24 protein-coding genes and 1 other annotated feature are annotated in these 23,366 nt (G+C 52.5%); of the genes, 3 read left to right on the top strand and 21 right to left on the bottom strand.

Features of this window, described 5'->3' with window-relative positions; genetic code table 11:
* Positions 1-56: 56 nt before the first annotated feature.
* Positions 57-659, top strand: a complete 603-nt coding sequence (gene rpsD / locus FYJ51_RS00385) for a 30S ribosomal protein S4 (RefSeq protein WP_105303636.1) — start codon at positions 57-59, stop codon at positions 657-659.
* Between the two features lie 535 nt (positions 660-1,194).
* Here rpsD and gmk read toward each other — a convergent pair.
* Entirely contained in the window at positions 1,195-1,770 is a 576-nt protein-coding gene (gene gmk, locus FYJ51_RS00380) for a guanylate kinase (protein WP_105303634.1), read from the bottom strand.
* A gap of 90 nt (positions 1,771-1,860) precedes the next feature.
* Between gmk and FYJ51_RS00375 the strand changes: the two genes are divergently transcribed.
* A complete protein-coding gene (locus FYJ51_RS00375) occupies positions 1,861-3,510 on the top strand; it encodes an Rqc2 family fibronectin-binding protein (RefSeq protein WP_105303633.1) in 1,650 nt (549 codons plus the stop codon).
* On the opposite strand, the gene FYJ51_RS00370 is transcribed toward FYJ51_RS00375, so the two are convergent.
* The 13 genes from FYJ51_RS00370 to FYJ51_RS00310 all read right to left on the bottom strand — a co-directional run bounded on the left by FYJ51_RS00370 (position 3,456) and on the right by FYJ51_RS00310 (position 16,936).
* Positions 3,456-4,223 carry a pseudouridine synthase gene (locus tag FYJ51_RS00370; protein WP_105303632.1) on the bottom strand — a complete coding sequence of 256 codons (768 nt, stop codon included), beginning with the start codon at positions 4,221-4,223 and terminating at the stop codon, positions 3,456-3,458. The two genes, FYJ51_RS00375 and FYJ51_RS00370, sit on opposite strands and share 55 nt — an antisense overlap.
* 2 nt (positions 4,224-4,225) lie before the next feature.
* Positions 4,226-4,504, bottom strand: coding sequence for a ParB/RepB/Spo0J family partition protein (locus FYJ51_RS00365; protein ID WP_105303631.1), 279 nt, complete (start codon positions 4,502-4,504; stop codon positions 4,226-4,228).
* Entirely contained in the window at positions 4,501-7,494 is a 2,994-nt protein-coding gene (locus tag FYJ51_RS00360) for a glucosaminidase domain-containing protein (protein ID WP_205946079.1), read from the bottom strand. Before FYJ51_RS00360 ends, FYJ51_RS00365 begins: the two co-directional genes overlap by 4 nt.
* 42 nt (positions 7,495-7,536) lie before the next feature.
* Positions 7,537-8,337: a hypothetical protein gene (locus FYJ51_RS00355; RefSeq protein ID WP_154502034.1), complete on the bottom strand. Its 801-nt coding sequence runs from the start codon at positions 8,335-8,337 to the stop codon at positions 7,537-7,539.
* A gap of 77 nt (positions 8,338-8,414) precedes the next feature.
* Positions 8,415-8,855 carry a bis(5'-nucleosyl)-tetraphosphatase gene (locus tag FYJ51_RS00350; protein WP_105303628.1) on the bottom strand — a complete coding sequence of 147 codons (441 nt, stop codon included), beginning with the start codon at positions 8,853-8,855 and terminating at the stop codon, positions 8,415-8,417.
* Between the two features lie 56 nt (positions 8,856-8,911).
* Positions 8,912-9,331 (bottom strand): flavodoxin domain-containing protein, encoded by a 420-nt coding sequence (locus FYJ51_RS00345; protein ID WP_167836509.1) that lies wholly within the window; start codon positions 9,329-9,331, stop codon positions 8,912-8,914.
* A gap of 2 nt (positions 9,332-9,333) precedes the next feature.
* Positions 9,334-9,747 (bottom strand): C-GCAxxG-C-C family protein, encoded by a 414-nt coding sequence (locus FYJ51_RS00340; protein ID WP_105303626.1) that lies wholly within the window; start codon positions 9,745-9,747, stop codon positions 9,334-9,336.
* 138 nt (positions 9,748-9,885) lie between these two features.
* Complete coding sequence (locus FYJ51_RS00335; RefSeq protein ID WP_154502031.1) at positions 9,886-11,082, bottom strand: M20 metallopeptidase family protein; 1,197 nt, start codon at positions 11,080-11,082, stop codon at positions 9,886-9,888.
* 48 nt (positions 11,083-11,130) lie between these two features.
* On the bottom strand, positions 11,131-12,117 hold the full coding sequence (locus tag FYJ51_RS00330) for a MetQ/NlpA family ABC transporter substrate-binding protein (RefSeq protein ID WP_154502028.1): 987 nt from the start codon (positions 12,115-12,117) through the stop codon (positions 11,131-11,133).
* A gap of 19 nt (positions 12,118-12,136) precedes the next feature.
* A complete protein-coding gene (locus FYJ51_RS00325; RefSeq protein WP_105303623.1) occupies positions 12,137-12,844 on the bottom strand; it encodes a methionine ABC transporter permease in 708 nt (235 codons plus the stop codon).
* Positions 12,828-13,937, bottom strand: coding sequence for a methionine ABC transporter ATP-binding protein (locus FYJ51_RS00320; protein ID WP_105303622.1), 1,110 nt, complete (start codon positions 13,935-13,937; stop codon positions 12,828-12,830). The genes FYJ51_RS00325 and FYJ51_RS00320 overlap by 17 nt, the downstream gene beginning before the upstream one ends.
* Before the next feature lie 41 nt (positions 13,938-13,978).
* Positions 13,979-14,215 (bottom strand) — a binding site (T-box leader).
* A 341-nt stretch (positions 14,216-14,556) separates the two neighbouring features.
* Positions 14,557-15,660 carry a cell division protein FtsZ gene (ftsZ, locus tag FYJ51_RS00315; RefSeq protein WP_105303620.1) on the bottom strand — a complete coding sequence of 368 codons (1,104 nt, stop codon included), beginning with the start codon at positions 15,658-15,660 and terminating at the stop codon, positions 14,557-14,559.
* A gap of 13 nt (positions 15,661-15,673) precedes the next feature.
* Positions 15,674-16,936, bottom strand: coding sequence for a cell division protein FtsA (locus FYJ51_RS00310; RefSeq protein WP_105303619.1), 1,263 nt, complete (start codon positions 16,934-16,936; stop codon positions 15,674-15,676).
* 187 nt (positions 16,937-17,123) lie between these two features.
* Between FYJ51_RS00310 and rpmB the strand changes: the two genes are divergently transcribed.
* Positions 17,124-17,351, top strand: coding sequence for a 50S ribosomal protein L28 (rpmB, locus tag FYJ51_RS00305; protein WP_105303618.1), 228 nt, complete (start codon positions 17,124-17,126; stop codon positions 17,349-17,351).
* Between the two features lie 29 nt (positions 17,352-17,380).
* Here rpmB and FYJ51_RS00300 read toward each other — a convergent pair whose 3' ends face one another.
* The 7 genes from FYJ51_RS00300 to rlmN form a co-directional block, all read right to left on the bottom strand.
* Positions 17,381-17,683, bottom strand: coding sequence for a hypothetical protein (locus FYJ51_RS00300; RefSeq protein WP_105303617.1), 303 nt, complete (start codon positions 17,681-17,683; stop codon positions 17,381-17,383).
* A gap of 13 nt (positions 17,684-17,696) precedes the next feature.
* A complete protein-coding gene (locus FYJ51_RS00295) occupies positions 17,697-18,308 on the bottom strand; it encodes a thiamine diphosphokinase (protein WP_154502025.1) in 612 nt (203 codons plus the stop codon).
* Positions 18,301-18,954, bottom strand: coding sequence for a ribulose-phosphate 3-epimerase (gene rpe / locus FYJ51_RS00290; RefSeq protein ID WP_105303615.1), 654 nt, complete (start codon positions 18,952-18,954; stop codon positions 18,301-18,303). Before rpe ends, FYJ51_RS00295 begins: the two co-directional genes overlap by 8 nt.
* Positions 18,954-19,814, bottom strand: coding sequence for a ribosome small subunit-dependent GTPase A (rsgA, locus tag FYJ51_RS00285; protein WP_154502022.1), 861 nt, complete (start codon positions 19,812-19,814; stop codon positions 18,954-18,956). The genes rpe and rsgA overlap by 1 nt, the downstream gene beginning before the upstream one ends.
* A 15-nt stretch (positions 19,815-19,829) precedes the next feature.
* Positions 19,830-21,578: a Stk1 family PASTA domain-containing Ser/Thr kinase gene (pknB, locus tag FYJ51_RS00280; protein WP_154502019.1), complete on the bottom strand. Its 1,749-nt coding sequence runs from the start codon at positions 21,576-21,578 to the stop codon at positions 19,830-19,832.
* Positions 21,565-22,323 carry a Stp1/IreP family PP2C-type Ser/Thr phosphatase gene (locus FYJ51_RS00275; protein WP_277084479.1) on the bottom strand — a complete coding sequence of 253 codons (759 nt, stop codon included), beginning with the start codon at positions 22,321-22,323 and terminating at the stop codon, positions 21,565-21,567. Before FYJ51_RS00275 ends, pknB begins: the two co-directional genes overlap by 14 nt.
* Entirely contained in the window at positions 22,320-23,363 is a 1,044-nt protein-coding gene (gene rlmN / locus FYJ51_RS00270) for a 23S rRNA (adenine(2503)-C(2))-methyltransferase RlmN (protein WP_154502016.1), read from the bottom strand. Before rlmN ends, FYJ51_RS00275 begins: the two co-directional genes overlap by 4 nt.
* Positions 23,364-23,366: the final 3 nt, after the last annotated feature.

Here is a 23,366-nt window from a genome sequence, read left to right as displayed (position 1 = left end):
ATCGGTGATCTGCACCTGTTGTTGTTTCGCCAGTTGTCATAAGGAGGAACTAACACATGGCACGTTATACAGGACCGGTATGGAAGAAGTCAAGACGTCTGAGCTTCTCCATCCTTGAAACCGGTGAAGAACTCAAGAAGAGAACTTACGCTCCTGGTCAGCATGGCCCAACCAAGCGCATCAAGCTCAGCGGCTACGGCACTCAGCTCCGTGAGAAGCAGAGAGTCCGCAACATGTACGGCATCAACGAGCGTCAGTTCTACAACACCTTCGTCAAGGCATCCAACATGGATGGCATGGCAGGTCTGAACTTCCTGCTCCTGCTCGAATCCCGTCTGGACAATCTTGTCTACCGCATGGGTTTCGCTCGTACGAGAAAGGCTGCCCGTCAGCTGGTCAACCACGGACACATCGAAGTCAACGGCAAGAAAGTTGATATCCCGTCTGCACAGATCAAGCCGGGTTCCGTCATCGCTGTACGCGAGAAGTCCCGCAGCATGAAGCCGATTGCTGAATCCCTGGATTCCAACTATACAGCTCCTGCCTTCGTCAATGTTGACAAGGAAGCTCGCAAGGGCACCTTCGTCCGCCTGCCGGAGCGTTCTGAGCTGAACCAGGAAATTAACGAGTCCCTGATCGTTGAATACTACAACAGGTAAAAAGCAAGGATCTGAGAAGTGTGATGATTATGCGGTTTTTTGCAGAAAGCTGCGTAGTTATCGCACTTTTTTAGTATTCGTCAGTGATGCCAAACGATGCCATCTGAAACGAGTTAGCACCTATTTGTGGCGGAAATGTGGCGGCAATTCTATACATGCAAGCATGAGCCAATAAAAAAAGCCCCCACGGTTTTGTCCGCGGGGAGCAACATACGGAGGCAATATATGCCTTCAGTAATTATTCCATCCCTGGGTATAAACAAAAAATTGAAGTTTTCCAGACTTGATCATATTATTTCTCTGGAACTGGTGATAGAGGCGGACAGGTCAGGAACCCCCGCTGGATTTTCGCCAGTTCTGTTTTTTTCTGTTAATTGCTTTTCTGAACATCCTGAACATGCAGAAGTCCGATAGCAGAGCGGTTCGAAAACGATACCCTGCTTGTACGGACTTCCTTTTCATTTCCGCAGATTGTTTTGTCTTTTCATGAATCTGATGATCGGTGCAGAAAAAAAAGAGAACTGCATTGCAGTCCTCAGAAGTCGCGTTCCATATGATGGCGGATGATTACCCGTATGATATCGGCAGCGAGTTTCACGTCATCGTTGCAGACGACATAGCGGTAATTGCCAGTGCTTTCCAGCTCCTTCTCGGCTTTTGCAAGCCGCTGCTGGACAATCTCTTCCGGTTCAGTCTTGCGGCCACGGATGCGCTTTTCGAGCTCTTTCATGGAAGGCGGTACAATGAAGATTGTCAGTGCATCAGGCACTTTCTCCTTGACCTGCCGGCAGCCGTTGACTTCAATCTCGAGGAGCACATTTCTGCCTTCATTGCGGAGCTTCTCTACTCCGGCAAGCGGAGTTCCGTAGTAGTTGCCGACGAATTCGGTCCACTCGAGCAGTCCTCCTTCATCTCTGACTTTCTCGAATTCTTCTTTAGTTACGAAATAGTAATTGATTCCGTCCACTTCGCCCGGGCGTTTCTCACGGGTAGTCATGGAAACGGAATATGACAGTTTCAGGTCCGGATCATTCATGAACTCTTTCAGAACAGTTCCTTTGCCAACCCCTGACGGTCCGCTGACCACGATAAGCAGCCCCTTCTTTGTCATGCTTGATCTCCTTTTCCCTTGGTAATAATTTACACAGACAGCCAGGCAGAGTCAATGATGGTATAATGCTCCGGTAACAGGAGAACAGCTATGGCACTAGACGGAATTCTGCTTTATAAAATCATGCCGGGAATCCAGGAATGTCTGCCTGCCCGCATCCAGAAGATCTATCAAATCTCCCCTTCGGAGATTCTTTTTCAGATTCACGGACCGCTCGGGAAAAAGCAGCTTCTGATCTCCTGCCATACCGAATACAACCGCCTGCTGATCACAGAACGCAGCTATCCGACACCGGATGAGCCAGGCAATTTCATCATGGTCCTGAGAAAGTACCTTGAAGGCGGCATGATCACCGAGATCGCTCAGGCCGGCTTAGACCGCTGGTGCACGCTCTCCGTGCGCAAGCGCAATGAGATGGGTGATCTTGAGACGTGGAGCCTGATCGCAGAACTGATGGGCAAGTATGCCAACGTGATCCTGGTCAATGCCGAAGGGATCATCGTCGATGCCCTGAAGCGGATTCCTCCGTTTGAGAACATGCAGCGTATCATTCAGCCAGGGGTGAAGTTCACGCCTGCCCCGGCACAGAACAAGCGCAATCCGTTTGCGGATCCTCATCCGGAAGATGGCATTTCCCTCCTGAAGCAGTTCTCAGGATTTTCGCCTCTGCTTTCTGCAGAAGCAGAATACCGCATGGCATCCGGCCAGTCATTTGCGTCCATCATGCAGGAGATTCAGGATTCCGATCAGCTTTATATTGCCAATGATGGCAATAAGCCTGCCTTTCACTGCATTGAGCTGAAGTCCATCGGAGCATGCCGGCATTACCCGCTGTATGAAGGTTTCGATATCCTGTATTACCATAAGGAAGAAAAAGACCGGATTCGGGAAATCACCGGTGATATCTATAAAGTATGCCGGAGGGAACTCAAGCATCAGAAGCAGAAGCTGCCGCGGCTATTGAAAGAGATGGATGAAGCGATGGACTGCGACCGGTGGAACCGGTATGGAGAGCTGCTGTATATGCATCAGGTCAATGATACGAAGGGACAGACTTCCATTACGCTGAATGACTATGAGACGAATGAACCGGTGAAGATCCCTCTTGATGCAAGGCTGGACGGAAAAGGAAATGCCCGCAGATGCTACGCGAAGTATTCGAAGCTGAAGAAAGGCCAGAAATATCTTCAGGAGCAGATCGGGATCACGGAGAATGAGATCAGCTACTTCACCGGCCTGCTCGAACAGCTGGATCAGGCCGATTTCGATACCGCAGAAGAGATCAAGCAGGAGCTGATCAAAGGCGGATATATTGCCGCAAAGCAGACCAGGAAACGGCAGAAGAAACATGCCCAGGAAGGTCCGCATATCTCTTCGATCACGCTGGGTAACGGAGTGAAGATTTCCTACGGGAAGAACAATCTGCAGAATGATGCGCTGACCTGGCACCATGCACGCAGGAATGAGATCTGGCTTCATGCCAAGGATTATCATGGCAGCCATGTCGTGATTCATGAGAGCGATCCGGATGAATATACGCTCAGGCTTGCGGCAGAGATCGCTGCGTACTTCTCTGCCGGAAGAAACAGCTCCAGCGTGCCGGTGAATTACTGCCCAATCTCGCAGTTAAAGAAAATACCCGGCGCAAAACCGGGTATGGTACAGCTTGGCTCCTACAAGACGATCTACATCGATCCTTCCCGTGAAGACCTGGAAGCTGCCGGAATCGAAACAGACTGAGCCATGGCTTCCTGTTTCAGCAATTCAATTTCATGTTTCTGAAGGGGACGGTACTCCCCTTCTTTCAGTTCTCCAAGCGTTAATGAACCCATTGATATCCGCTGCAGGGAAAGAACCGGGTGATGGAAGTAATTCATCATCCTGCGGATCTCCCGATTTCTGCCTTCCTGCAGCGTGATCGAGATCAGCGTCTCCTTCGGGTGTTCCGTATAGGACACAATCTCTGTCTCTGCCGGAAGCGTCATGCCGTCCTCGAGCAGAATGCCATGTTCCAGCTGACGGATCTGCTTCTTCGTGAACTGGCCTCCGACTCTGCAGAGATAAGTCTTCGGAAGATGATGGCGGGGATGAATCAGCAGATTGCTGAACGCTCCGTCATTGGTCACCAGCAGGAAGCCGGTCGTATCAAAATCAAGACGTCCGACCGGAAAGATGCGTTTCCCGTCAGGAAGATAGGAAAGGATCGTCTTTCTGCCGCGGTCATCTGATACCGTGCAGAGCACCTTTGCCGGTTTGTTCAGAAGGTAATAGACTTTCTCTTCAAAACTGATCGGTCTGCCGTTCACGGTGATCACGTCATCGTCATCGGCCTGCTCGCCAAGTTCAGCAATATGGCCATTGACGGATACCTTCCCTGCCCGGATCAGCTCTTCTGCCTTGCGGCGGCTAGCAATGCCGGCGGCAGCGATCTTCTTGGAAATCCGTTCTTTCATGATCAGTGATGATTCAGTGTATTGCCCCAGTAGGCACTGCCGGCTTTGCTGTAATCATTCATCAGCATGACTTCAATCTTCTGAAACGAAGGATCTTCAGCAGCCAGCATCTGACAGGCAGTAAGACGCTTTCTGCCATCGACGCACACATAGCCATCCTCGGTGCGGTTGACATGGACCGGAATTGCCACGCCGCGCTTGCGGATGGAGTCCAGCAGGACTTCACCGGGATCTTCCGGTTCCCAAGAGATTTCTGAAAGATCCGCTTTCGTGTTGATCATAGCCGCCTCCGGGAAGTGAACCTCTTTTTCTTCTGTTCTTCTTCCTCTTCTTTTTTCTTCTGCTCTTCTTCGGCTTTGCGGATTTCCTCGAGATTCATCATTTCGGTGTTCAGGATCTCGATGGCCTGAGTTACCTCCAGCGGCTTCTCACTCTTCTTCTCTTCTTCGCGGTGCATCTGTTCCTTCTTCAGCTTACTCTTTCTCAATGCCTTGAGAATTCTCCAGAGGATCAGCAGGAAGATCAGGGCTGCGCCGAAGGCAAGGCTTGCCCGGATCAACGTCCATTCCATGTCATAGGAACTGGTCTCATGCGTTACCGTTTCAGACGCATCCTCGCTGAGATAATTGTTGCTGGTGCGGCGGGAAGTCAGCAGGAATTCTCCGTCGGCATTCGCCATGAACGTGATCTTGTTGGCACTCTGGCGGGTATAGCATTCCTCGACATCGTCGTCTTCAGGATTGTAGTAGAGTACCGTATACACATCGCCGTCTTCCGCATCAGATGGCTTATCAATTGAGAAGATCAGCGGACCGTCGGTATCATAATCCTTCAGGTTCTTCAGCAGCGTAATCGTGAAGGAATCATTCTCATCGTTTCCCAGGGATACCGCTGCCCGGACCATCGAGGCTTCTGCTTCTTCGCTGATGCCTTTGCTGATTCTGACCCGGTACGTATCTTTCCAGAACCGTTTCTTCGTCAAGGAATCGCCGAGCGGTACCGAAATGCAGAGACCAGACACACCAAGTCCGAATTCATTGGCATCGACGACATAGCGCACATGACCCTGGAATGCTTTATACGCAATCGAATCAAAGGCCCGCAGCTCGTTCTGGGTCAGATATGGCTGCATGTTCCGGTCGATTTCTTCCTTGAGGGCGATGATCCGGTCGGCATCTTCATCGGTGATGATCTCATAGCTGGAATACGTGCTGATGGCATCGAGGATTTCCTGCTTGATCTCTGCCCGCTTCTCGTCTTTCTCCGCACTGACGGAAATCGAATAGGAGATAGAGCAGCCGGCATACGTAACAGTGACCTCCTGATCACCAGCTGCGGTCATATCAAATCCGCTGATCATCGAAGTCGTCAGCGGCGTCACTTCCTCCGTTCCATCCTGGAAGTGAACCGTGACAGTTCCCTTCTGCAGGCAGATCCGGTCATTGAGCTCATATTCGGTCTGCGGCATCGAGGAAAGCTCAATCGAAGAGACTTCCTTGTACTGGGCAGTGAAGGTCTTGTCTTCGGTAATGGAATCCGTGCTGCTGTCCCATCCGATAAACAGTGCATGATCCTTGGTCGGAGCAVCGCAGGCAGCGTTCATGCCATTGGCGATCTGATAGCGGACTTCTGTCTCATTGCCGGCAAACGTTCCGCCATCCGCATTGAAGGTCACAGTTGAATAGGAATCCTGTCCTTCCTTGGTTCCCTGCAGGATGATCTGAATCGCATCCTGGCGGATGTATCCGACATCATTGGCATAGTCATAGTTATAGGAAAGATCCACCTTGGAATCCTGATCCATGGTTGCTTCAGACTGCACGACATACCAGTCACCGCTGTCATTGGAGATTTCACCGAGAATGACAAAGGCGAAGTCCGGAGAGGTTCCGGTGCTGTACAGCACGCCGATGCCGTCCGGATACTGGTAGACTTTCGTCTCTCCTTCTTCGGTCCGGATGCCGAGGGTATACGTATTCTTGTCATTGGCACCGAGTGCTTCATCGAGTCTCCGGTAGTAGGCTGCCGTCTTCTCGCCCCAGTACGGATCCGAGGAATAGCTGACGTTCATGCCTGAAGAAAGATTGCCGAAGAAACTGCCATGGAACTGATCTTTCAGCGGGCTGCAGTAAGCCCCGGAAATATAATAGCGGGCATGCGAATACACGCTGTTTGCCAGCGTCGTGAACCGCGATGCATTGGCTTCTGCATCGTTGTCGTATGCTGCATGCGAGAACAGGTTGTTGCGCGTATAGCTCAGCGCACTGCGGCCGCTGCCGGATTCATCCTGGCTGATGGCAAGCATCATGAGCGCATTAGCCCCGTATTCATACTGATACTGCCAGAAGCTCACGATATTGCCGTAGTACTGGGAGCGGGTCAGCGTATCATTGATGCCGTCTTTCTCGTTATCCGAATAGAAATCGATCTGCCCCTGCACGTCCATCGTTCCGGTCAGATACGATTCCATGTCCTGATACGAGGCATTAGTCAGTGTCCTGTGGCTGACATACTGGTAGTAGTCATACCATGGATTGCCGGCATTGACGGCGGCTTCATGGACATTGTTCCGCAGATCATCCAGCATCGCATACAGACTGTCATCGGAATAGAAATAATGTCCGTCGAAGCTGTAATATGCCTCGCCTTCTTCCAGGAAGTCAGGCGCAGTTCCCTGATCGATGATGACCGCATAGTTGTCATCATCCATCTGGCTCTTGATCTCATGGTAGAGCTTGCCGCCCTCAACCAGATACATCGTCAGACGCGTCGTCACATTCTGCAGCGGCACGATCGTGACATTATCGATGCTTGCCCAGGCTTTTGCCCCGGAAATCATGAACTCCGCTTCTGTCCCGTCGTCGTTCGTCGTGAGATAAGCCGCATCCTTGCCAGCGCATCCGTTGATCTCCCTCGAAGCACCGTCAATGGCATTCGTATAGGTGACATTGTAATCGCAGGCTTCCGTGGTTTTCAGATAGGCCATGGCATATTCTGCTTTCAGGGTCACGGCATCCTTGACGATGCCGAGGTTGACATAATCTCCTTCCAGCTCGCTGAAGCGGGCAGCTGCTTCTTCATAAGTGTCAAATGCTTCGATGTCGGAATTGCCGGTTTCAAAGTCCACCAGATGGTAGCGGCCATCGGATGGCGTATCTCCCGGCTCTATGGCCTGCACAGGCGTCAGCGCCGCGAAAAGAAAAGATGCGCTGAACAGCAGGCTCAGAATCTTCTTCCCATGCGGGATCCGGTTCGTCTTTTTTCTGTTCATGCGTATCATTTTACTATAAATAAGGAAAGTGTTCACTGCCTTTTAGTCCTGAACGACCACCGCAATCGCGACCGGCCAGATTGACCGTTTCTTCAGAAACTCCTCAGGCTTCTCGACAATCCGCTGCCCGTATACCGCATTGTAGAACTGAAAGCGGAATGGAGATCTTCTGCGGAAAGCCGTATAATGCGCCGCGGTCTGATGCCGGTAGAGCAGGATGCCGAAATTGCTTTTCTGCATTGCAGCAGCGACTTTCTCCTGGGTTCCGATCACAAGCGAACCATGCACGCCATGTTTCTTCAGCCAGAAGACGATGCCGGCAAAATCCTGTCCGAACAGTCCGCCGGTCAGGTTATGGCGGCTGAGCCCTTTGCTGGCTTCTTCCATCGAGACATCCTGGTGAAGCATCTTCATGAGATTCCAGCAGGCAATCCATCCGCAGCCCGTTTCGGAAGTATCCCGGAAGCCGAATGGAATGTCCTTCATCCTGCCTTGGTAGATGAGATATCCTTCTTCATCGAAGCAGGAATCCGGGATCCGGTATCTCCATGAATCCGGCACATAGCGCATCAGCCTGCCCTTCGGATAATACCGGCAGACAATGCAGGCATTACGGAAAACCGGCGCTTTCGTGAAGATCAGAACCTCCTGCGGATGAAACAGCTTCAGGATCTTCTCCGTCAGGACATTGATGCCTTCGGCATATTCTTCTTTCTTCCGGTCCTTTTCCGGAATAATCATCAGAACCGCAGTTGTGCCGGAATGGATTCTGATATCAGCAATGGCAAGTTTCCTGCCATTGCGATAGATCTGCCATGCCTGAAGAGGAATCTCTCTCTGCAAACGAAAAAGCTCTTCTGGCCATTGTTCTGGCGGAAAGAGCTCTTCAGCCTGTTCACATGGAATCAGAGCCAGGTGAATCATTCCGCCTCCGTCTGCTCTGACTCGGTTTCCTTCAGAAAGCGGACTGCTTTTCTCAGAAGATTTGCATCGTTATCGTAAGTCAGAAGTGCTGCCGCATCCACCAGGCGCACCCAGTGAAGCTCCGAGATTTCTTCTTCCTGTGCACAAAGCTTTCCTCCATCCGGGTTGGCCATGAAATAGACCACATCCTTCTGAACACCAGGTCTCGGACTATAATGTGTTTCTTCCCGGAACCCGTCGATGAACCGGATCTTCACGCCAGTCTCTTCTCGGACTTCCCGTCTGGCTGTTTCCTGTTCCGTTTCCTGATCTTCCACATGTCCCTTCGGGAATCCCCAGTGGCCGTCATTCTGCCGGATGACCAGGGTGTAGATATCTCCGTCCTGGATCTTGCAGACAATTGCTCCGCATGATTTCTCTTTCGCTTCTGCTGTCATCTCGCAACCTCCCTTACGCTGACATCGTTCAGTATATCACAATCAGACTTTCCGGATTACTTCGCTTCAGCAAGCTTCCGGCCGAACTGTCTGCACGCATTCAGCCCCGCTTCATCCGGTTTCTTCTGACAGAGCATCGGTTCTGCAATCAGCACCATGCCTGCATCCTGGCAGTCCTTCTTCCATGCGTCCATGTAGGCGCCATTGCCCCAGCCCCACGAACCGAACAGAGCCACTTTCTTTCCCTTCAGCTCCGGTTTCAGCTGGCTGTAATAACCCCGGAAGATGCCATCGAGTTCCTCATTTCCCATGGCCGGGCAGCCCATGGCGATCACATCGCAGGTTTCCGGATCTTCCAGTTCATCAATCATGCAGAGTTCCGTCTCTGCTCCAGCTTCTTTCGCTCCCTGCTCGATGGCTTCTGCCATCTCCTGGGTATTGCCGGTATTCGTCCAGTAAGCAATTGCAAGTTTCATCGTCAGTCTTCCTCCTTGTACAGATATGCTTCGGCCAGATCGCATGCGATCCGCACGCAGTCCGGACACGAACAGAGCATCTTTCCGGTATCAATTCCTTTCAGATCACGGCAGCGAAGCGCTCCTGCCTGTTCCTTGAACTTCTTCGTCATCGCGGAAGCGATTGCCATCGTGGTTCCTCTGGTCAGATTGCCAGGATCGCCGCTGCTGTATTTCAGCCCGGCCAGCATCACTGCTGCATTCAGCGCTCCGCACGTACCGAGCGAACATCCGAGGCCTCCGCCCAGTCCTTCCGAGATCTGATACAGTTCTTTTTCAGACAGATCGCACTGATCCGAATAGGTGCAGAGCACTGCCTGGGCACAATTGTATCCGGACATTCTCCGTTTTACTGCCTGTTCTCTTCTTGGTTCCATCGTTCTCCCTTTCCTCTACCAATTATAAGAATTTCCGGTTCAGAACAAAGCATGAGACTTTCTGATTCATACAGATTGCGGAAAATGACAAACCAGAACAAAGACAGGCGGAAGCTCATTTCCGTCTGCCAGCATGATTCAGTCCAGGGTGCCGTTCAGGTATTCGATCGCATAAGCCGCATACATCGCAACCCCGACTCTGAGGCAGTCCTCATCGATATCGAAGTGCGTGTCGTGGTGCGCGACTCTCGTTTCCGGACGGCTGTCGTTGCCGGAGCCTACATAGGCATAGACGCCAGGAACCTTCAGAATATACTCTGCGAAGTCATCGCCGCCTAAGGCAGGTGCACGATTCGTGATAACATGCTCGCTGCCGAAGAGACCGATGGCAGTCTTCTGCGCTTCAGCAGCTGCCTTCTCATCATTGATCAGCGGCGACGTATTGTCATTCCATTCGAAGCTTACCGTTCCGCCATAGGATTCTGCGATATTCGTCGACAGGCGTTCGATGTCTGCTTTGACCTGCTTGCGGATCTCTGGCTTGAAGACCCGGATCGTGCCTTCGAGTTTGGCTTCTGCGGCGACGATGTTGTAGGCATCGCCGGAAGTGAACTTCCCGATGCCGACGAGGACATTGTCCATCGGCGAAGTGCGGCGGGTGATCAGAGCCTGGATCGCAACGACGATCTGGCTGGCGATATACAGTGCATCGATACCTCTCTGCGGAACGGAGACGTGGGCTGCTTTGCCGTGGACCGTGATGCGGAACCAGTCGACGCTGGCGTTGTTCGGGCCCGGAGTGATGGCGATATCCCCTGCCGTCACATCGCTGGCGAGATGTTCGCCGAACGTGCGATCTGCGCCATCGAGGTCTCCTTCATCGACGATGACTCTGGCGCCATAGCCGATCTCTTCGCCTGGCTGCCAGGTGAAGCGGATCGTTCCGCTGAAGAGATCCTTGTTGGCATTCAGGATTCTGGCTGCTCCGATCAGGGCAGCGTCATGGGCATCATGTCCGCATGCGTGCATGCGGTTCGGAATCTGGCTCTTGTAAGGGCAGTCATGTTCTTCCTGCTCCGGCAGAGCATCAATGTCGGCCCTGAGAACAATGGTTCTCTTTCCGGGGAGATTGCCTCTGATTTCGGCATAGACGCCGGTTCCGGCAATGCGCTTATGCGGGATGCCGAGCTTGTCGAGTTCTTCCTCGATGCGCTTCTGCGTGTTGAATTCTTCTTTTGCGATTTCCGGGTGTTCGTGGAAATAGCGGCGCAGACCGACCACATAGTCATGGTCTGCAATGGTCTGATCCATGATTTTCTGTTCCAGTTCGTTCATATGATATGCCTCCCTGAAAGGAACAGCCTCGCGGCTGTTCCTGCTTGGTTATTCTGCAGCGGTTCCGGCAGCTGCCTTCAGATCATCCAGAGAAGAATACTTCTTGGAATAGAGAGTCAGAGGAGCGATGAGCGTGTCGCCGATTGCTTCGATCTCATACCCCTGTGCTTCGACTTCGTTAGCGAGGTATGCCTTGTGCTGGAAGGAGTTCAGATCGATGTCACCTGCATTCAGAGCATCGTTCGGAAGATCATAGGAATCAAAGGAAACAAGTTCGATGTAGATGCCTGCATTCTCATCATCGAGAACTTTCTGAACTGCTTTCCACTGATCGTTGTTGGCGCCGCAGACACCGACGGTGACGACAGTCTTGCCATCTTCAGAGGATTCATAGGAATCGACTTCTTCGACTACAGAAGCCTTGTTCTGTTCTGCTTCATCAGCGTCATAATCGAAGACCGGATAGAATGCATTCTCGTATTTGCCGAGGATGTAGTCAGCGACATACTGAGTCTGGAATGCTGCGACGATGGTCTTGTAGGTTTCATTGTCCTTGTCAGCAGTGCGGGCAACGATGACATTGACATAAGGGTTGTCTCCGCCTTCGCCCTGGTCTTCAATGATCAGGCCGTCTTTTTCAGGATTCAGGCCAGCCGGAATTGCATAGGTTCCGTTGATCGTAGCAGCGCCGAGGTCATCGAGGGTCTGCGGCAGCGTATCAGCAGACTGCGGAACGATCTCGATATTGTACAGATACTTCGTGATGTCCTTGGTTTCCGGAGCATAGCCGGCAGCCGGATCGACTTCGATCAGACCTGCGGATTCAAGCAGCTTGATGGCACGGCCGCCGTTGGTCGGATCATCCGGAATCGCAATCTGAATCGGATCGCCGGATGCAGCAGCGACCGCGGTGCTGGCTGCAGATGCGGATGCGGCCGCAGAAGCTGCTGCAGCAGTGCCGGAAGAGCTGGAGCCGCAGGCGGTCAGCGTGCTTACTGCGAGAATGGAAGCAAATACTTTTCTGATGTTGTTCATATTCTTTTTCTCCTATTTTCTATTTCACATATTTCCGGAACAGTGCCCGGTTCGTAGTCTTTTTTGCAAGTGCATTTCCTAAGGTCTGAAGCAGGGATACGAGGATCAGCAGCAGAATCACGCATACGTTGACGATGTCCTGGTGGTGCAGACTCTGGCCGTAATTGATTGCGAAGCTTCCGATTCCGCCTGCACCGACGGCGCCTGCCATCGTGGTCAGACCGATCAGGCTGATGGCGGTTGTGGTGGTGACGCGGATCAGTTCCGGAACTGCTTCATGCAGGTATACCCGGAAGATGATGTCTTTCGTGGTGCAGCCCATCGAGCGGGCTGCTTCGATCTTTCCCGGATCGACGTTGGCCAATGCGGTTTCCACTTGTCTCGTATAGAATGGCACGCAGCCGAAGACGAGCGGGATGATGGCACCTTTGACGCCGATGGCCGTACCGGTAATGGCGCGGGTCAGCGGGATCAGGAAGATCAGCAGGATCACGAACGGGATCGAACGGAACACGTTCACAACCACATCCGTGATGTGATACAGGCCTTTATTCGGGCGGATGCCGGAAGGTTTCGCAGCTTCGAGAATCACGCCAAGGCATAGCCCGATCAGGAATGACAGGATTCCGGCCAGCCAGAACATCTGCCAGGTAGCAGCAACTGCCTTCTGGAACTCCTTCATGTAATCGAAGAGGTTCGGGAACAAGTTTTCAAGAAATCCGTTCATTTTCAATTGCCTCCACCTGTACCTGACAGCTCTTCATGAATTCGATTGCTTCACCGATCTTGCTGCGGTCGCCGCGGATGAGGACGATCATGCCGCCAAGCGGCTTTCCCTGCAGCATCTCAACGTTTGCGATGACGATGTTCAGGTCGACTTCGAACTTTCTGGATACCATCGAGATCATCGCATCGCCGACGCTGTTCTCATCAAACTGCAGCTTCAGCAGCCGGCTGTCCTTGTCCGTTCTGACTAATGTGCTGTCTTCGCTCAGCAGACGGTTCACATTGCCAAGTCCGCTGGATTTCGAGACGAAGCGTTTCGTGATCGGCTCAACCGGATGGGAGAAGATGTCATAGACCGGACCTTCTTCCACGACTTTGCCGTTTTCCATGACGGCAACCCGCTGGCAGATTTCCTTGATGACCGCCATCTCATGGGTGATCATTACGATCGTGACGCCGAGCTTCTGATTGAGATCCTTGAGCAGCTTCAGGATTGATTCGGTGACATCCGGATCGAGTGCGGAAGTTGCTTCATCGCTGAGCAGGATCTTCGGATCATTCGCAAGCGCTCTGGCAATTGCGACCCGCTGTTTCTGGCCGCCGGACAGTTCGCTCGGATAGGAGTTCAGCCGATCGCCGAGATCCACGAGATTCAGCAGCTCCTTGACCTTCGCATCGATCTCTGCCTTGGATTTTCCGCTGTATCGCAGCGGAAACGCGACGTTCTCATACACCGTGCTGCGGTCAAGCAGATTGAAGTGCTGGAAGATCATGCCGATGGATCGGCGCATTCGGTTCAGATCTTTTTCGCTGACCGGCTTTGCATTCTCAGGCTTGCTGGAAGCTCCTTCCGGAATGTAATACATCTTCCCTTTCCTGGCGCTGATCGTTCCGAATCCGCCGATCATGATCTCTCCGGAATCCGGAGTCTCCAGGAAATTGATACATCGCACGAGCGTGGATTTGCCGGCACCGGAATATCCGATAACACCGTAGATTTCTCCATCTGCGATTTTCAGACTGACATCATCTACCGCATGAATCTCGTTGTCCTTCATATAGAATGTCTTGGAGATATTTCTGATTTCAATCATGCGTTTCCTCCTTTAACAAAAAACCGTCCCAGGCATAAACTGCCAAGGACGGGAATCATTCCGTGTTACCACCTTGCTTCATCGGCACATCACTGTGCAGACCTCATCGAGTACAGACATACTCTATTCCGTTAACGGGGAAATCCGTCATCTCCTAATTCAGTTCGGAGATGCAGCTCCAGGACCATGTTCACCTGCCTTCCGCCTGTTCCCTTTCAGCGTACAGGAACTCTCTATGGAGGTTTCCAGCAGGTTACTCTTCCCTTCTTCGCTTGTATGCCCTTAGTTTAGTCACCACCGGACAATTGTCAATCAGGAATTTCAGAAAGTTTTCATCAGAGATTCAGAATCGTTTTCAGAAATGTAAATATTTTCAAAAAGAGGCAGGCACAGAAGCCTGGAATCAAATGCCTGCAGGGCTCTGATCCATTCTTCAGAAAATCATTCAGAAATATCCGTCTTCCGGAACCAGAACCAGGATCAGAAATCAGGAATTCATAGGATTTTAGAGATCTTATTTATGTTGTTTTTCCAACATGCAGAAAATGAGGAAGAAATCATGCATGCAGGTGTCATGAAGGCAGAAAAAAGGCAGACATTTCAATCTGCCTCAGATCACTCAGTTGCGGGAGAAGAAGTTCGGAATGGTATCGTCTTCCTCTTCTTCGACACGTGCTCCGGAAGTTCCGAAGGATAATCCGCTGCTGCTCTCCACTTCCAGCCCCTTCTGATTGCTGACGGGAGAAGTCACGGCAGCCGGAGCAGCACTCGGGATCGCTTCCGGTTTCGGAAGATCGAAGCCCGTTGCGATGACGGTGACGATGATGGATTCGCCGATCTTGTCGTTGATTGCAACACCGAAGATGATATCGATATCATTGCCGGCTGCGGAACGGATATAATCCACTGCTTCCTGCGCATCGTAAGCACTCATGCTTGCGCCGCCGGTCACATTGACGATTGCCGACTTCGCACCGGTGATGGATGCTTCAAGCAGCGGGCACTGGATTGCTTTCTGAGCAGCTTCTTCTGCCTTGTTCTCGCCAGATGCCATACCGATTCCGATCAGGGCGCTTCCCTGGCCTTCCATGACAGACTTGATATCTGCGAAGTCGAGGTTGATCATTGCCGGGACTGCAATCAGATCAGTGATGGTCTGAACACCCTGGCGGAGAATGTTGTCAGCTTCCTTGAATGCATCTTCAAACGGGATATGCCCGATGACTTCCAGAACTTTGTTGTTGGAGATGATGATCAGGGAGTCTACGTATTCTTTCAGCTGCTCCAGACCCTGTTCTGCCTGAACCATGCGCTTCTTGCCTTCAAAAGAGAACGGCTTTGTGACGATGCCGACGGTGAGGCAGCCGAGTTCCTTGGCGATCTTTGCAAAGAGAGGAGAAGCACCGGTACCAGTACCTCCGCCAAGACCTGCGGTAAGGAAGACCATGTCAGCTCCTTCCATTGCCTTGCGGATATCTTCTTCGCTTTCTACTGCTGCCTTGCGGCCATTATCAGGATTTCCGCCTGCACCGAGGCCAGCCTTTCCGAGCTGAATCTTATTCTGAACCGGCGAGACATCAAGTGCCTGCAGGTCGGTATTAGCGACATAGAACTCAACGCCCTGGACGCCTTCCTGAACCATGCGGTTCACAGCGTTGCTGCCTGCTCCCCCGATGCCGAACACCTTGATTCTGGCAACCTGGTTGTAAGTTAAGTCTGACATATTTCTTCCTCTCTTATTTCTTTGTATCGAAGAGAATCCCCTTCAGTTTCTTGGTGATCGTGTCTTCCGGATTGCCGGCCGCACGAGCCTCACGGTACGAAACCGATTTGATAAACGCATCCATGTCAAGACTGTTATCGGTATAACCGGTAATCGGGAGCTTGTCCTTGTATGCATAAAACAGTCCGAGGCAGGCAGTCAGGCCGGCATTTCTGCCGCCGAGTGTTTCCGGAATATAATTGCGTACCTCGCACTTCAGCTGGCGCTTCAGAAGGTCATTTAAACCCTGCATCTCGCCACCTTCACCGGTAATAATAACAGCAGTTTTTCCGGCTTGCAAGATTGGAGCGCATAATTTGGACATGGAGTCAGTCCATGCATCAACCTTAGGCTGAATGCATTCGACGAGCTGCTGCTCCGTGATCTTGCGGGCTTCGCCTTCTGCCTGCCAGATATAAACTGGATTGGCAGAATATACCTTCTCACCGAGACGCGCACTGTACTTCACGAGCTCTGCCGCATCGGCACTGTTCAGCCCGTACTGATCCACCAGGGCTCCGGCAATCGTTCCGACCCCTTCCGGATCGATGATGCAGGACGTCAGACGTCCTCTGGAAAGCAGTCCGAGCGTCGTGCTTTCCCGTTCCATCTTCAGAATGATCACGTTCTGATCCACAGCCTGTTCAAACAGCGCTGCTTCCTTCGCCGCACCATAGACATCCAGGAAGATGTCCATGACCTGAAGACCGGACTGTTCGACGCAGCCGACCAGATCAAATGCAAGCTTGCGGTCTGCACAGAGCAGATCGATCTCGACAGTCAGCTCGGAAGCCTTCTCGCCGATCGGAATCCGGCGGCTTGTGATGCCGTTGACGGTATACTTGACGCATACGGTCTGAATCAGCGCATAGGACTTGCCGATCTCCACCGACTGAGCTTTATCGATTGCCCGGCGGATATCATTCACGGTGATCTCGCCGTCGATGCCGTCGATCTGCACGGTGGACTTCAGAGAATAGCGGCGCATGTTGTAAGAAGGAATGCCGAGTATGACTCGTTCCACCTTTGCCCCGATCATCTTCCGGGCATCGTCGGCAGCCTTATGAATCGCATCGATGACTGCACCTGGATCAGCTACCTGATCATACGACATGCCTCCGCACGGAATGCGTTCTACTTTGATAATATTAAAACGGGTGTTGAAGAACTCCCCGACGATCAGACGAACTTCATGGTCACTGATTTCCAATGACGCAAATATCTGCTTATCGCTCACTGATGAAAACTCCTTCCGTCTATATGCGTTATTTTAACACAGCTGATGACTCATCGGTCTTATAAACGGAAAAATCGCATCAGCACTGCATTCCAGCGGGATTGCGGTGCTGGATTTCATGTTGCATTTCACTTTCATTCATGATAATCTTATCTAGCATTGTGAGAAAAGTAAGGAGGTGCTGGTCATGTCCAAGGTTTGTGCTGTAACTGGAAAAAAGGCGATGTCTGGAAACGCTCGTTCTCATTCTCTGCGCGCTACACGCCGCAAGTGGAACGTTAACCTGCAGAAGGTTCATATGGTAGTCGATGGAAAGCCGCAGACAGTTCGCATTTCTGCTCGTGCTCTGAAGACGCTCAAGGGCGGTGCCAGAAAGAAGGCATCTGCTCCGAAAGAAACTGCAGCAGCTGAGTAATTAAAAAAACTTCCGCAAGGAAGCTTTTTTTATGCGCAGCCGCAATCTCCGCCGCAGTCGCCGCAGCACCCGCAGGCATCCGGATTCTCCAGCATCAGCTGGCCATCCGTCACAAACAGGCGGAAGTTCTGAGAAAGCGCGTCGGTTTCCGGGTCCATGAACACGGTCATCCCGCTCACTTTCATCCGGTTCAGTTCTTCGTCTTCTCCTCTCAGCATCAGCGCAATCGATCTGCCATGGCAGGTTTCCGTCTGCTCAATGGACAGAAGCGTGCCCGGATGCTGGCTCAGAGCTTCTCTGAGCATCTGCTGTGCTTCTTCTGTGATTACCAATCTGTTTCTCCTTTCAGTCTTCTGAACGGATCATGAGCACAGTGCCCTCATGAACCGTGACAATTCCTTTTTCTTTTGAGATCCGGTTCGATAATCCGTAGAGATCTTCAAACCGGATGGTACGGTGATCCAGATCCCAGACAAATCCATTCAGGCTGATCACTGCCGGATAGACCGCAAAGAACGAGATGAAGCCATGGTTCTTTGCGCTCAGTTCATAAGTGCCAGGCAGCAATGCCCGGATGCGGTTTCTGCCGGATACCAGGATCACTTTGCCTGGAAACAGATATGCCAGCCTCAGATTCACTAATTCATGGTCGATGCGGCCGCCCAGTGCACCAGTGATGTAAAGATGCTCATAGCCTCTTGCCAATGCAGTGCGCACCGCATGCTCGCTGTCGCTGTCATCCTTGATCGGATTGAGACGGATCACTTCCTCAGCATATGCTTCGATTCTGCTGACATCGCTTTCCTGAACCGAATCAAAGTCGCCGACCGCAAGGCTCATGCGGATGCCGGCATCAGCCAGCGTCAGCGCACCGCGATCGACGCCGATGAAATCAGCAGGCTCTTCCGGCGTATAGGAAGTGCCGTTTTTCAGAACGAGGACTGCCGCCTTATTCAAGCGACTTCACTGCCTCTCTGATATTGCTGCGGAACACATAGGAACCAGCCACGAGCACATCCGCACCGGCCTCCTTGACGATCTTCGCGGTTTCGGCATTGATGCCGCCGTCGACTTCGATATGGGAAGAGAGTCCCGCTTCATCCAGCCAGCCGCGCAGCGTGCGGATGCGGTCAGCACTCTCAGGCTTGAACTTCTGGCCGCCGAAGCCAGGTTCCACCGACATGATCAGGAATACATCGAACAGAGACAGATACGGCTTCAGATATTCAATCGGGGTTGCCGGCTTGATTGAAATGCCGACGGACTTTCCGAGTTCATGAGCGTGTTCTGCCATCGTGACGATCTTCGCCTTGTCTTTCACTGCTTCTTCATGGAACGTATAGTTGTCTGCCCCTGCTTCATAGAAGCGGTCCATGAAGAACTCCGGATCATTGATCATGACGTGAACATCCATGAACAGATCACTTGCTTTGCGGAATCCTTTCAGGATATCCGGTCCGAAGGTCAGGTTCGGCACGAAGCTTCCGTCCATGACATCGAAGTGGAGCCATTTCGCCCCGGATTCATTGAGTTCCCTTGTCTCTTGTTCCATGCGGCTGTAGTCCATGGAAAGCACAGATGGTGCAATCAGCGTCTGTTTCATCAGTAAGTCTCCTTCCGATCCTGGATCATTTCCAGGACACCAAGATAATCTTCATATCGTACCTGCGGGATCTTCCCCGCAGCCACTGCTTCTTTCACGGCACAGCCCGGCTCATTCTGATGCACGCAGTCATTGAAGCGGCACTTCGAGAGATACGGGCGGAATTCCAGCACCGACTCAGCCAGATCCGTTTCATCCATCTTCGAGAAATCCAGGGAGCTGAAGCCCGGCGTATCTGCAACCAGTCCCCCTGCCACCGGATGAAGCTCGCTGTGGCGGGTCGTGTGCTTGCCTCTGCCGAGGGCTTTCGAGATTTCCTGGGTTGCAAGATGAAACGTCGGATCCAGCGTATTGAGCAGCGTGGATTTCCCGGCACCGCTCTGGCCGGTCAGCACGGTGACCTTGTCTTTCAGAATCGATCCGAGTTCCGGATCAAGCGAATCTTTCTGCGTTCGGATGACGCGCATCGGCCCAGCTTCATATTCGCGGATGCGGGCTTCGGTTTCTTCCGTGATACCGAGGTCGCACTTCGTTACGCACAGCAGCGGTTCAATGCCGGCATTCACGATCAGAAACGAGAGGCGGTCAATCAGCACGCACGAGAAATCAGGATCCTTCACGCTCATGACGATGAGCGCCTGATCGATGTTGGCACAGCGCGGCCGGATCAGATGGTTCTTCCGAGGTTCGATCGATTCAATGCCCCAGACGCCATCCCGGCAGACAGCGTCGACCAGATCCCCGATGACCGGCTTATCCTGCAGCCGTACTTTGCCCATAGCAACCGCGAGAATGCGGGTGCCATCTTCCATCTGCAGCGTATAGTCCTTGGAAAGGATGCGGACAATCCTTGCTCTCATTCGTTCCCCTGTTTCTCAATAATAATACAGAATGACATAGTTATCTTCTTTCTGCGTGAATTCGCTTCCGGCCTGCGGATCGGAATTGATCACAACACCAGTCTGCAGGTTGCCGATCTCTTCTTCAGTCAGGCTGGACGTGTCCAGGTTCGAAGTCAGCACCTTGACCCCGAGGGCCTCGAGCTCTGCGGTGGCTTCCTCAATGGTCTTGCCATTCAGGTCATCCGGGATCGTGATCGTCGGATAGCTTGCATAGACCAGCGTCACTTCGCTCGCTGCTTCCGGATTGAACATCGTTCCGGCGGCCATGCCGTCCTGCGAGATCACGGTTCCGGGAGTCTTCGAGTCATCCTGTGCTTCTTCCGTTTTCACCTGCATGCTCGGATAATTCTGTGCAATGTCATTCATCGCATCATTGATATTCCAGCCGGAATAGTCCTTCATCGTCACGCCGATGCCGCTGGAGACGGTCACGGTGATTTCCGTTCCTTCTTCGACGGTAGTGCCGCCATCCGGAGAACTGGAAATGATCTGTCCCTTCTCGGTATTTTCTGTCAGCGTATAAGTGACATTATCGGTATTCAGGACAAGATCCTGTTCTTCGCAGAGCGTTCTGGCATCCGCCAGCGTCAATCCGATCAGCTGCGGAACTTCCCGCTCCTTGCTGGCAGGGTTCAGAATGCCGCTGGCATTCAGTGCCAGATAGATTCCCGAAACGCCAAGCAGGCAGAGCAGCACGATCAGAATGATGAACAGCGGCTTGTTGCCCTTCGGTTTCTTCCCGACGGCAGGATGAGATACCCGGGATGGTTCTTCGGTTTCTTCCCTGACAGGACGGTTCTTTCTGGAAGGAGTACGGACTGGTTCTTTCTCTTCCTCGAGGTCTTCGAGACTCTTATGAGACACCTTCGGCAGATAGAGCTTCGGTTCATTCAGCCGCTCCGGTCTGAGACAAGTGCGGATGTCTTCCAGCATCTCATTGCAGGAACGATAGCGCTGAGCCGGATCCTTGGCAGTTGCCCGGATGATCACATTTTCCAGAGACTGCGGAATCGAAGGATTGATGGCGCGGGCAGAAGGCATTTCATTCTTCATCTGCATCAGCGCAACCTGAACGGCACTGTCTGCCTTGAATGGAACATCTCCCGTCAGCATCTCAAAGAGAACGATGCCAAGGGCATAGATATCGGACTGAGCCGTTGCGCTTTCGCCTCTTGCCAGCTCCGGGGCAAGGTAGTGGACCGAGCCCATGACATTATTTGCCTGGGTCAGCTGTATCGATCCTTTGGCCAGCGCGATGCCGAAGTCAAGGATCTTCACTGATCCGTCTGATTTCACGATGACGTTCTGCGGCTTGATATCGCGGTGGATGATCCCTCTGCGATGAGCTTCCGCAGTAGCCGAGAGCAGCTGCTTCATGATGTCGACTGCTTCTTCCTTGAGCAATGCACCCCTCTGCTGGATGACTTTCTTCAGCGTCTTTCCGGGGACGTATTCCATCACGATGTAATGGTGGCCTTTATACTCGCCGACATCATAGATCTCGACGATATTCGGATGCGAAAGCGCGGTCGCCGCCTGGGCTTCGCGTTCAAAGCGCAGCACGGAAACCGCATCCGTGCAAAGTTCCGAACGCAGGATCTTGATCGCGACCTGACGATTCAGAATCGTATCGACGGCTAGAAATACATCGGCCATGCCGCCCTGGCCGATATGCTGGAAGACTTCATAGCGGTTGGCAATCAGATTCTTAGAATTGCTCATGGGCTTCGTCTCCTTCCAGGTCAATCAGGATGGCAGTGATATTGTCATAGCCGCCGGCATCCATCGCTGCCTGATACAGCCGGCGCACCCGCAGTGCAGGATCGGTTTCACGGTCGAGCACGATCGTGCGGATCACGGATTCTTCCACATAGCCATGCAGCCCATCGCTGCAGATCAGAAATCCGCTGAGTTCTTCGTTATGCACGAAAATGTCTGCATGAACTTTCTCCCAGACTCCCAGCGCATTGGTCAGCACATTCTTGCGGGGAAACTTCTCTGCCTGCTCCGGCGTGAGCTCTCCATGTTTCAGCATATCGTTGACCAGCGTATGGTCTTCGGTCAGAAGNCGGAAATATCCGGCGGAGGTATAGCTGTACGTCCGGGAATCACCGATGTTGACAACATATCGGCCATGTTTCGTGATCAGCACGCCGCTGAGGGTCGTGCCCATGCCATGCAGTTCCGGCATATTCCTGCCGGTCTCGAAGATCCTGGCATTGGCGGAATCCACCTGTTCTCTCACCCAGGCTTCGGTTTCTTCTGCCGAGCTGAAGCCTTCGTTTTCCGAGAATGCCATCGAGAAATACGATACGGCGATCCGGCTGGCCACATCGCCGCCCTTGCCGCCGCCGATGCCATCGCAGACCATCGCAAAAACATCGCCGGTCTGGTTTGTGGCGATCACATAGCTATCCTGATTGGAACGGCGGAGCTTGCCGCGGTCAGTGATCCCGTAGTATTTCACTGTGGAAGCTTCCCTTCATGCTTCGCACGCAGCTGTCCGCAAGCCGCATCGATGTCTTCCCCATGCCGGGTGCGGAGCGTTGCCTTCACGCCATGCTTCATCAGCACGTCATAGAAATGCAGAGACGTCTTCGCGTCCGTCGTGCGGAAGCCATTCTCATCGACTTCGTTATAAGGGATCAGATTCACATAGGCATTCATGCCCCGGATCAGATCTGCCAGCTGAATGGCCATGGCATCGCTGTCATTGACGCCCTTCAGCAGAATATATTCAAACGTCAGCCGCCGGTTGTTCTGGCTGCTGTATTCCTTCAGTGCCGCCATCAGTTCAGGCAGCGGATAAGCCTGATCGATCGGCATCAGCTGCCGGCGCAGCTCATCATTCGGCGCATGCAGGGAAATCGCCAGGTTGTACTGATAATGACCAGCCGCAAATTCGCGGATCTTCGGCACGACGCCGCAGGTGCTGATCGTGATATGTCTGGCGCCGATGGCAAGGCCATGGTCGCTGTTGATGATGCTGCAGAAATCCATGATATTGTCATAGTTGTCAAATGGCTCGCCGGTTCCCATCAGCACGACATTGTCAACCCGCTTTTCTTCGGCATCCAGTTCTTTCTGGATATACATGATCTCCCCGGTGATTTCGCCAGCGGTCAGATTGCGCTGCTTCTTCAGAAGACCAGATGCGCAGAATGCACAGCCCATGCTGCAGCCGACTTCCGTGCTCACGCATACGCTTTCACCGAACACGAAATGCATCAGGACGGTCTCGATCGTCGAGCCATCCTGAAGTTCAAACAGATATTTCGCTGTGCCGTCCTTGGCAGTCTGCTTCTCCAGCAGCTTCACCGGCATGATGCAGTAGCGCTCTTTCAGCGTCTCAATCAGAGATGCCGGCAGATCCGTCATCTCGGAAAAATCTTCTGCCCGCTTGCGGTAAAGCCAGGTATACAGCTGTTTTGCCCGATATGGTTTCTGGCCCAGTTCCTTCAGCATTACCGTCATCTGGTCCGGTGTCAAATCATAGATAGTCTGCATAAG

The organism is Stecheria intestinalis (genome assembly GCF_009696165.1).
GTDB classification, from domain to species: domain Bacteria; phylum Bacillota_I; class Bacilli_A; order Erysipelotrichales; family Erysipelotrichaceae; genus Bulleidia; species Bulleidia intestinalis.
The sequence above is the reverse complement of the archived record's forward strand: the minus strand, read 5'-3'. Positions and strand labels throughout refer to the sequence as shown.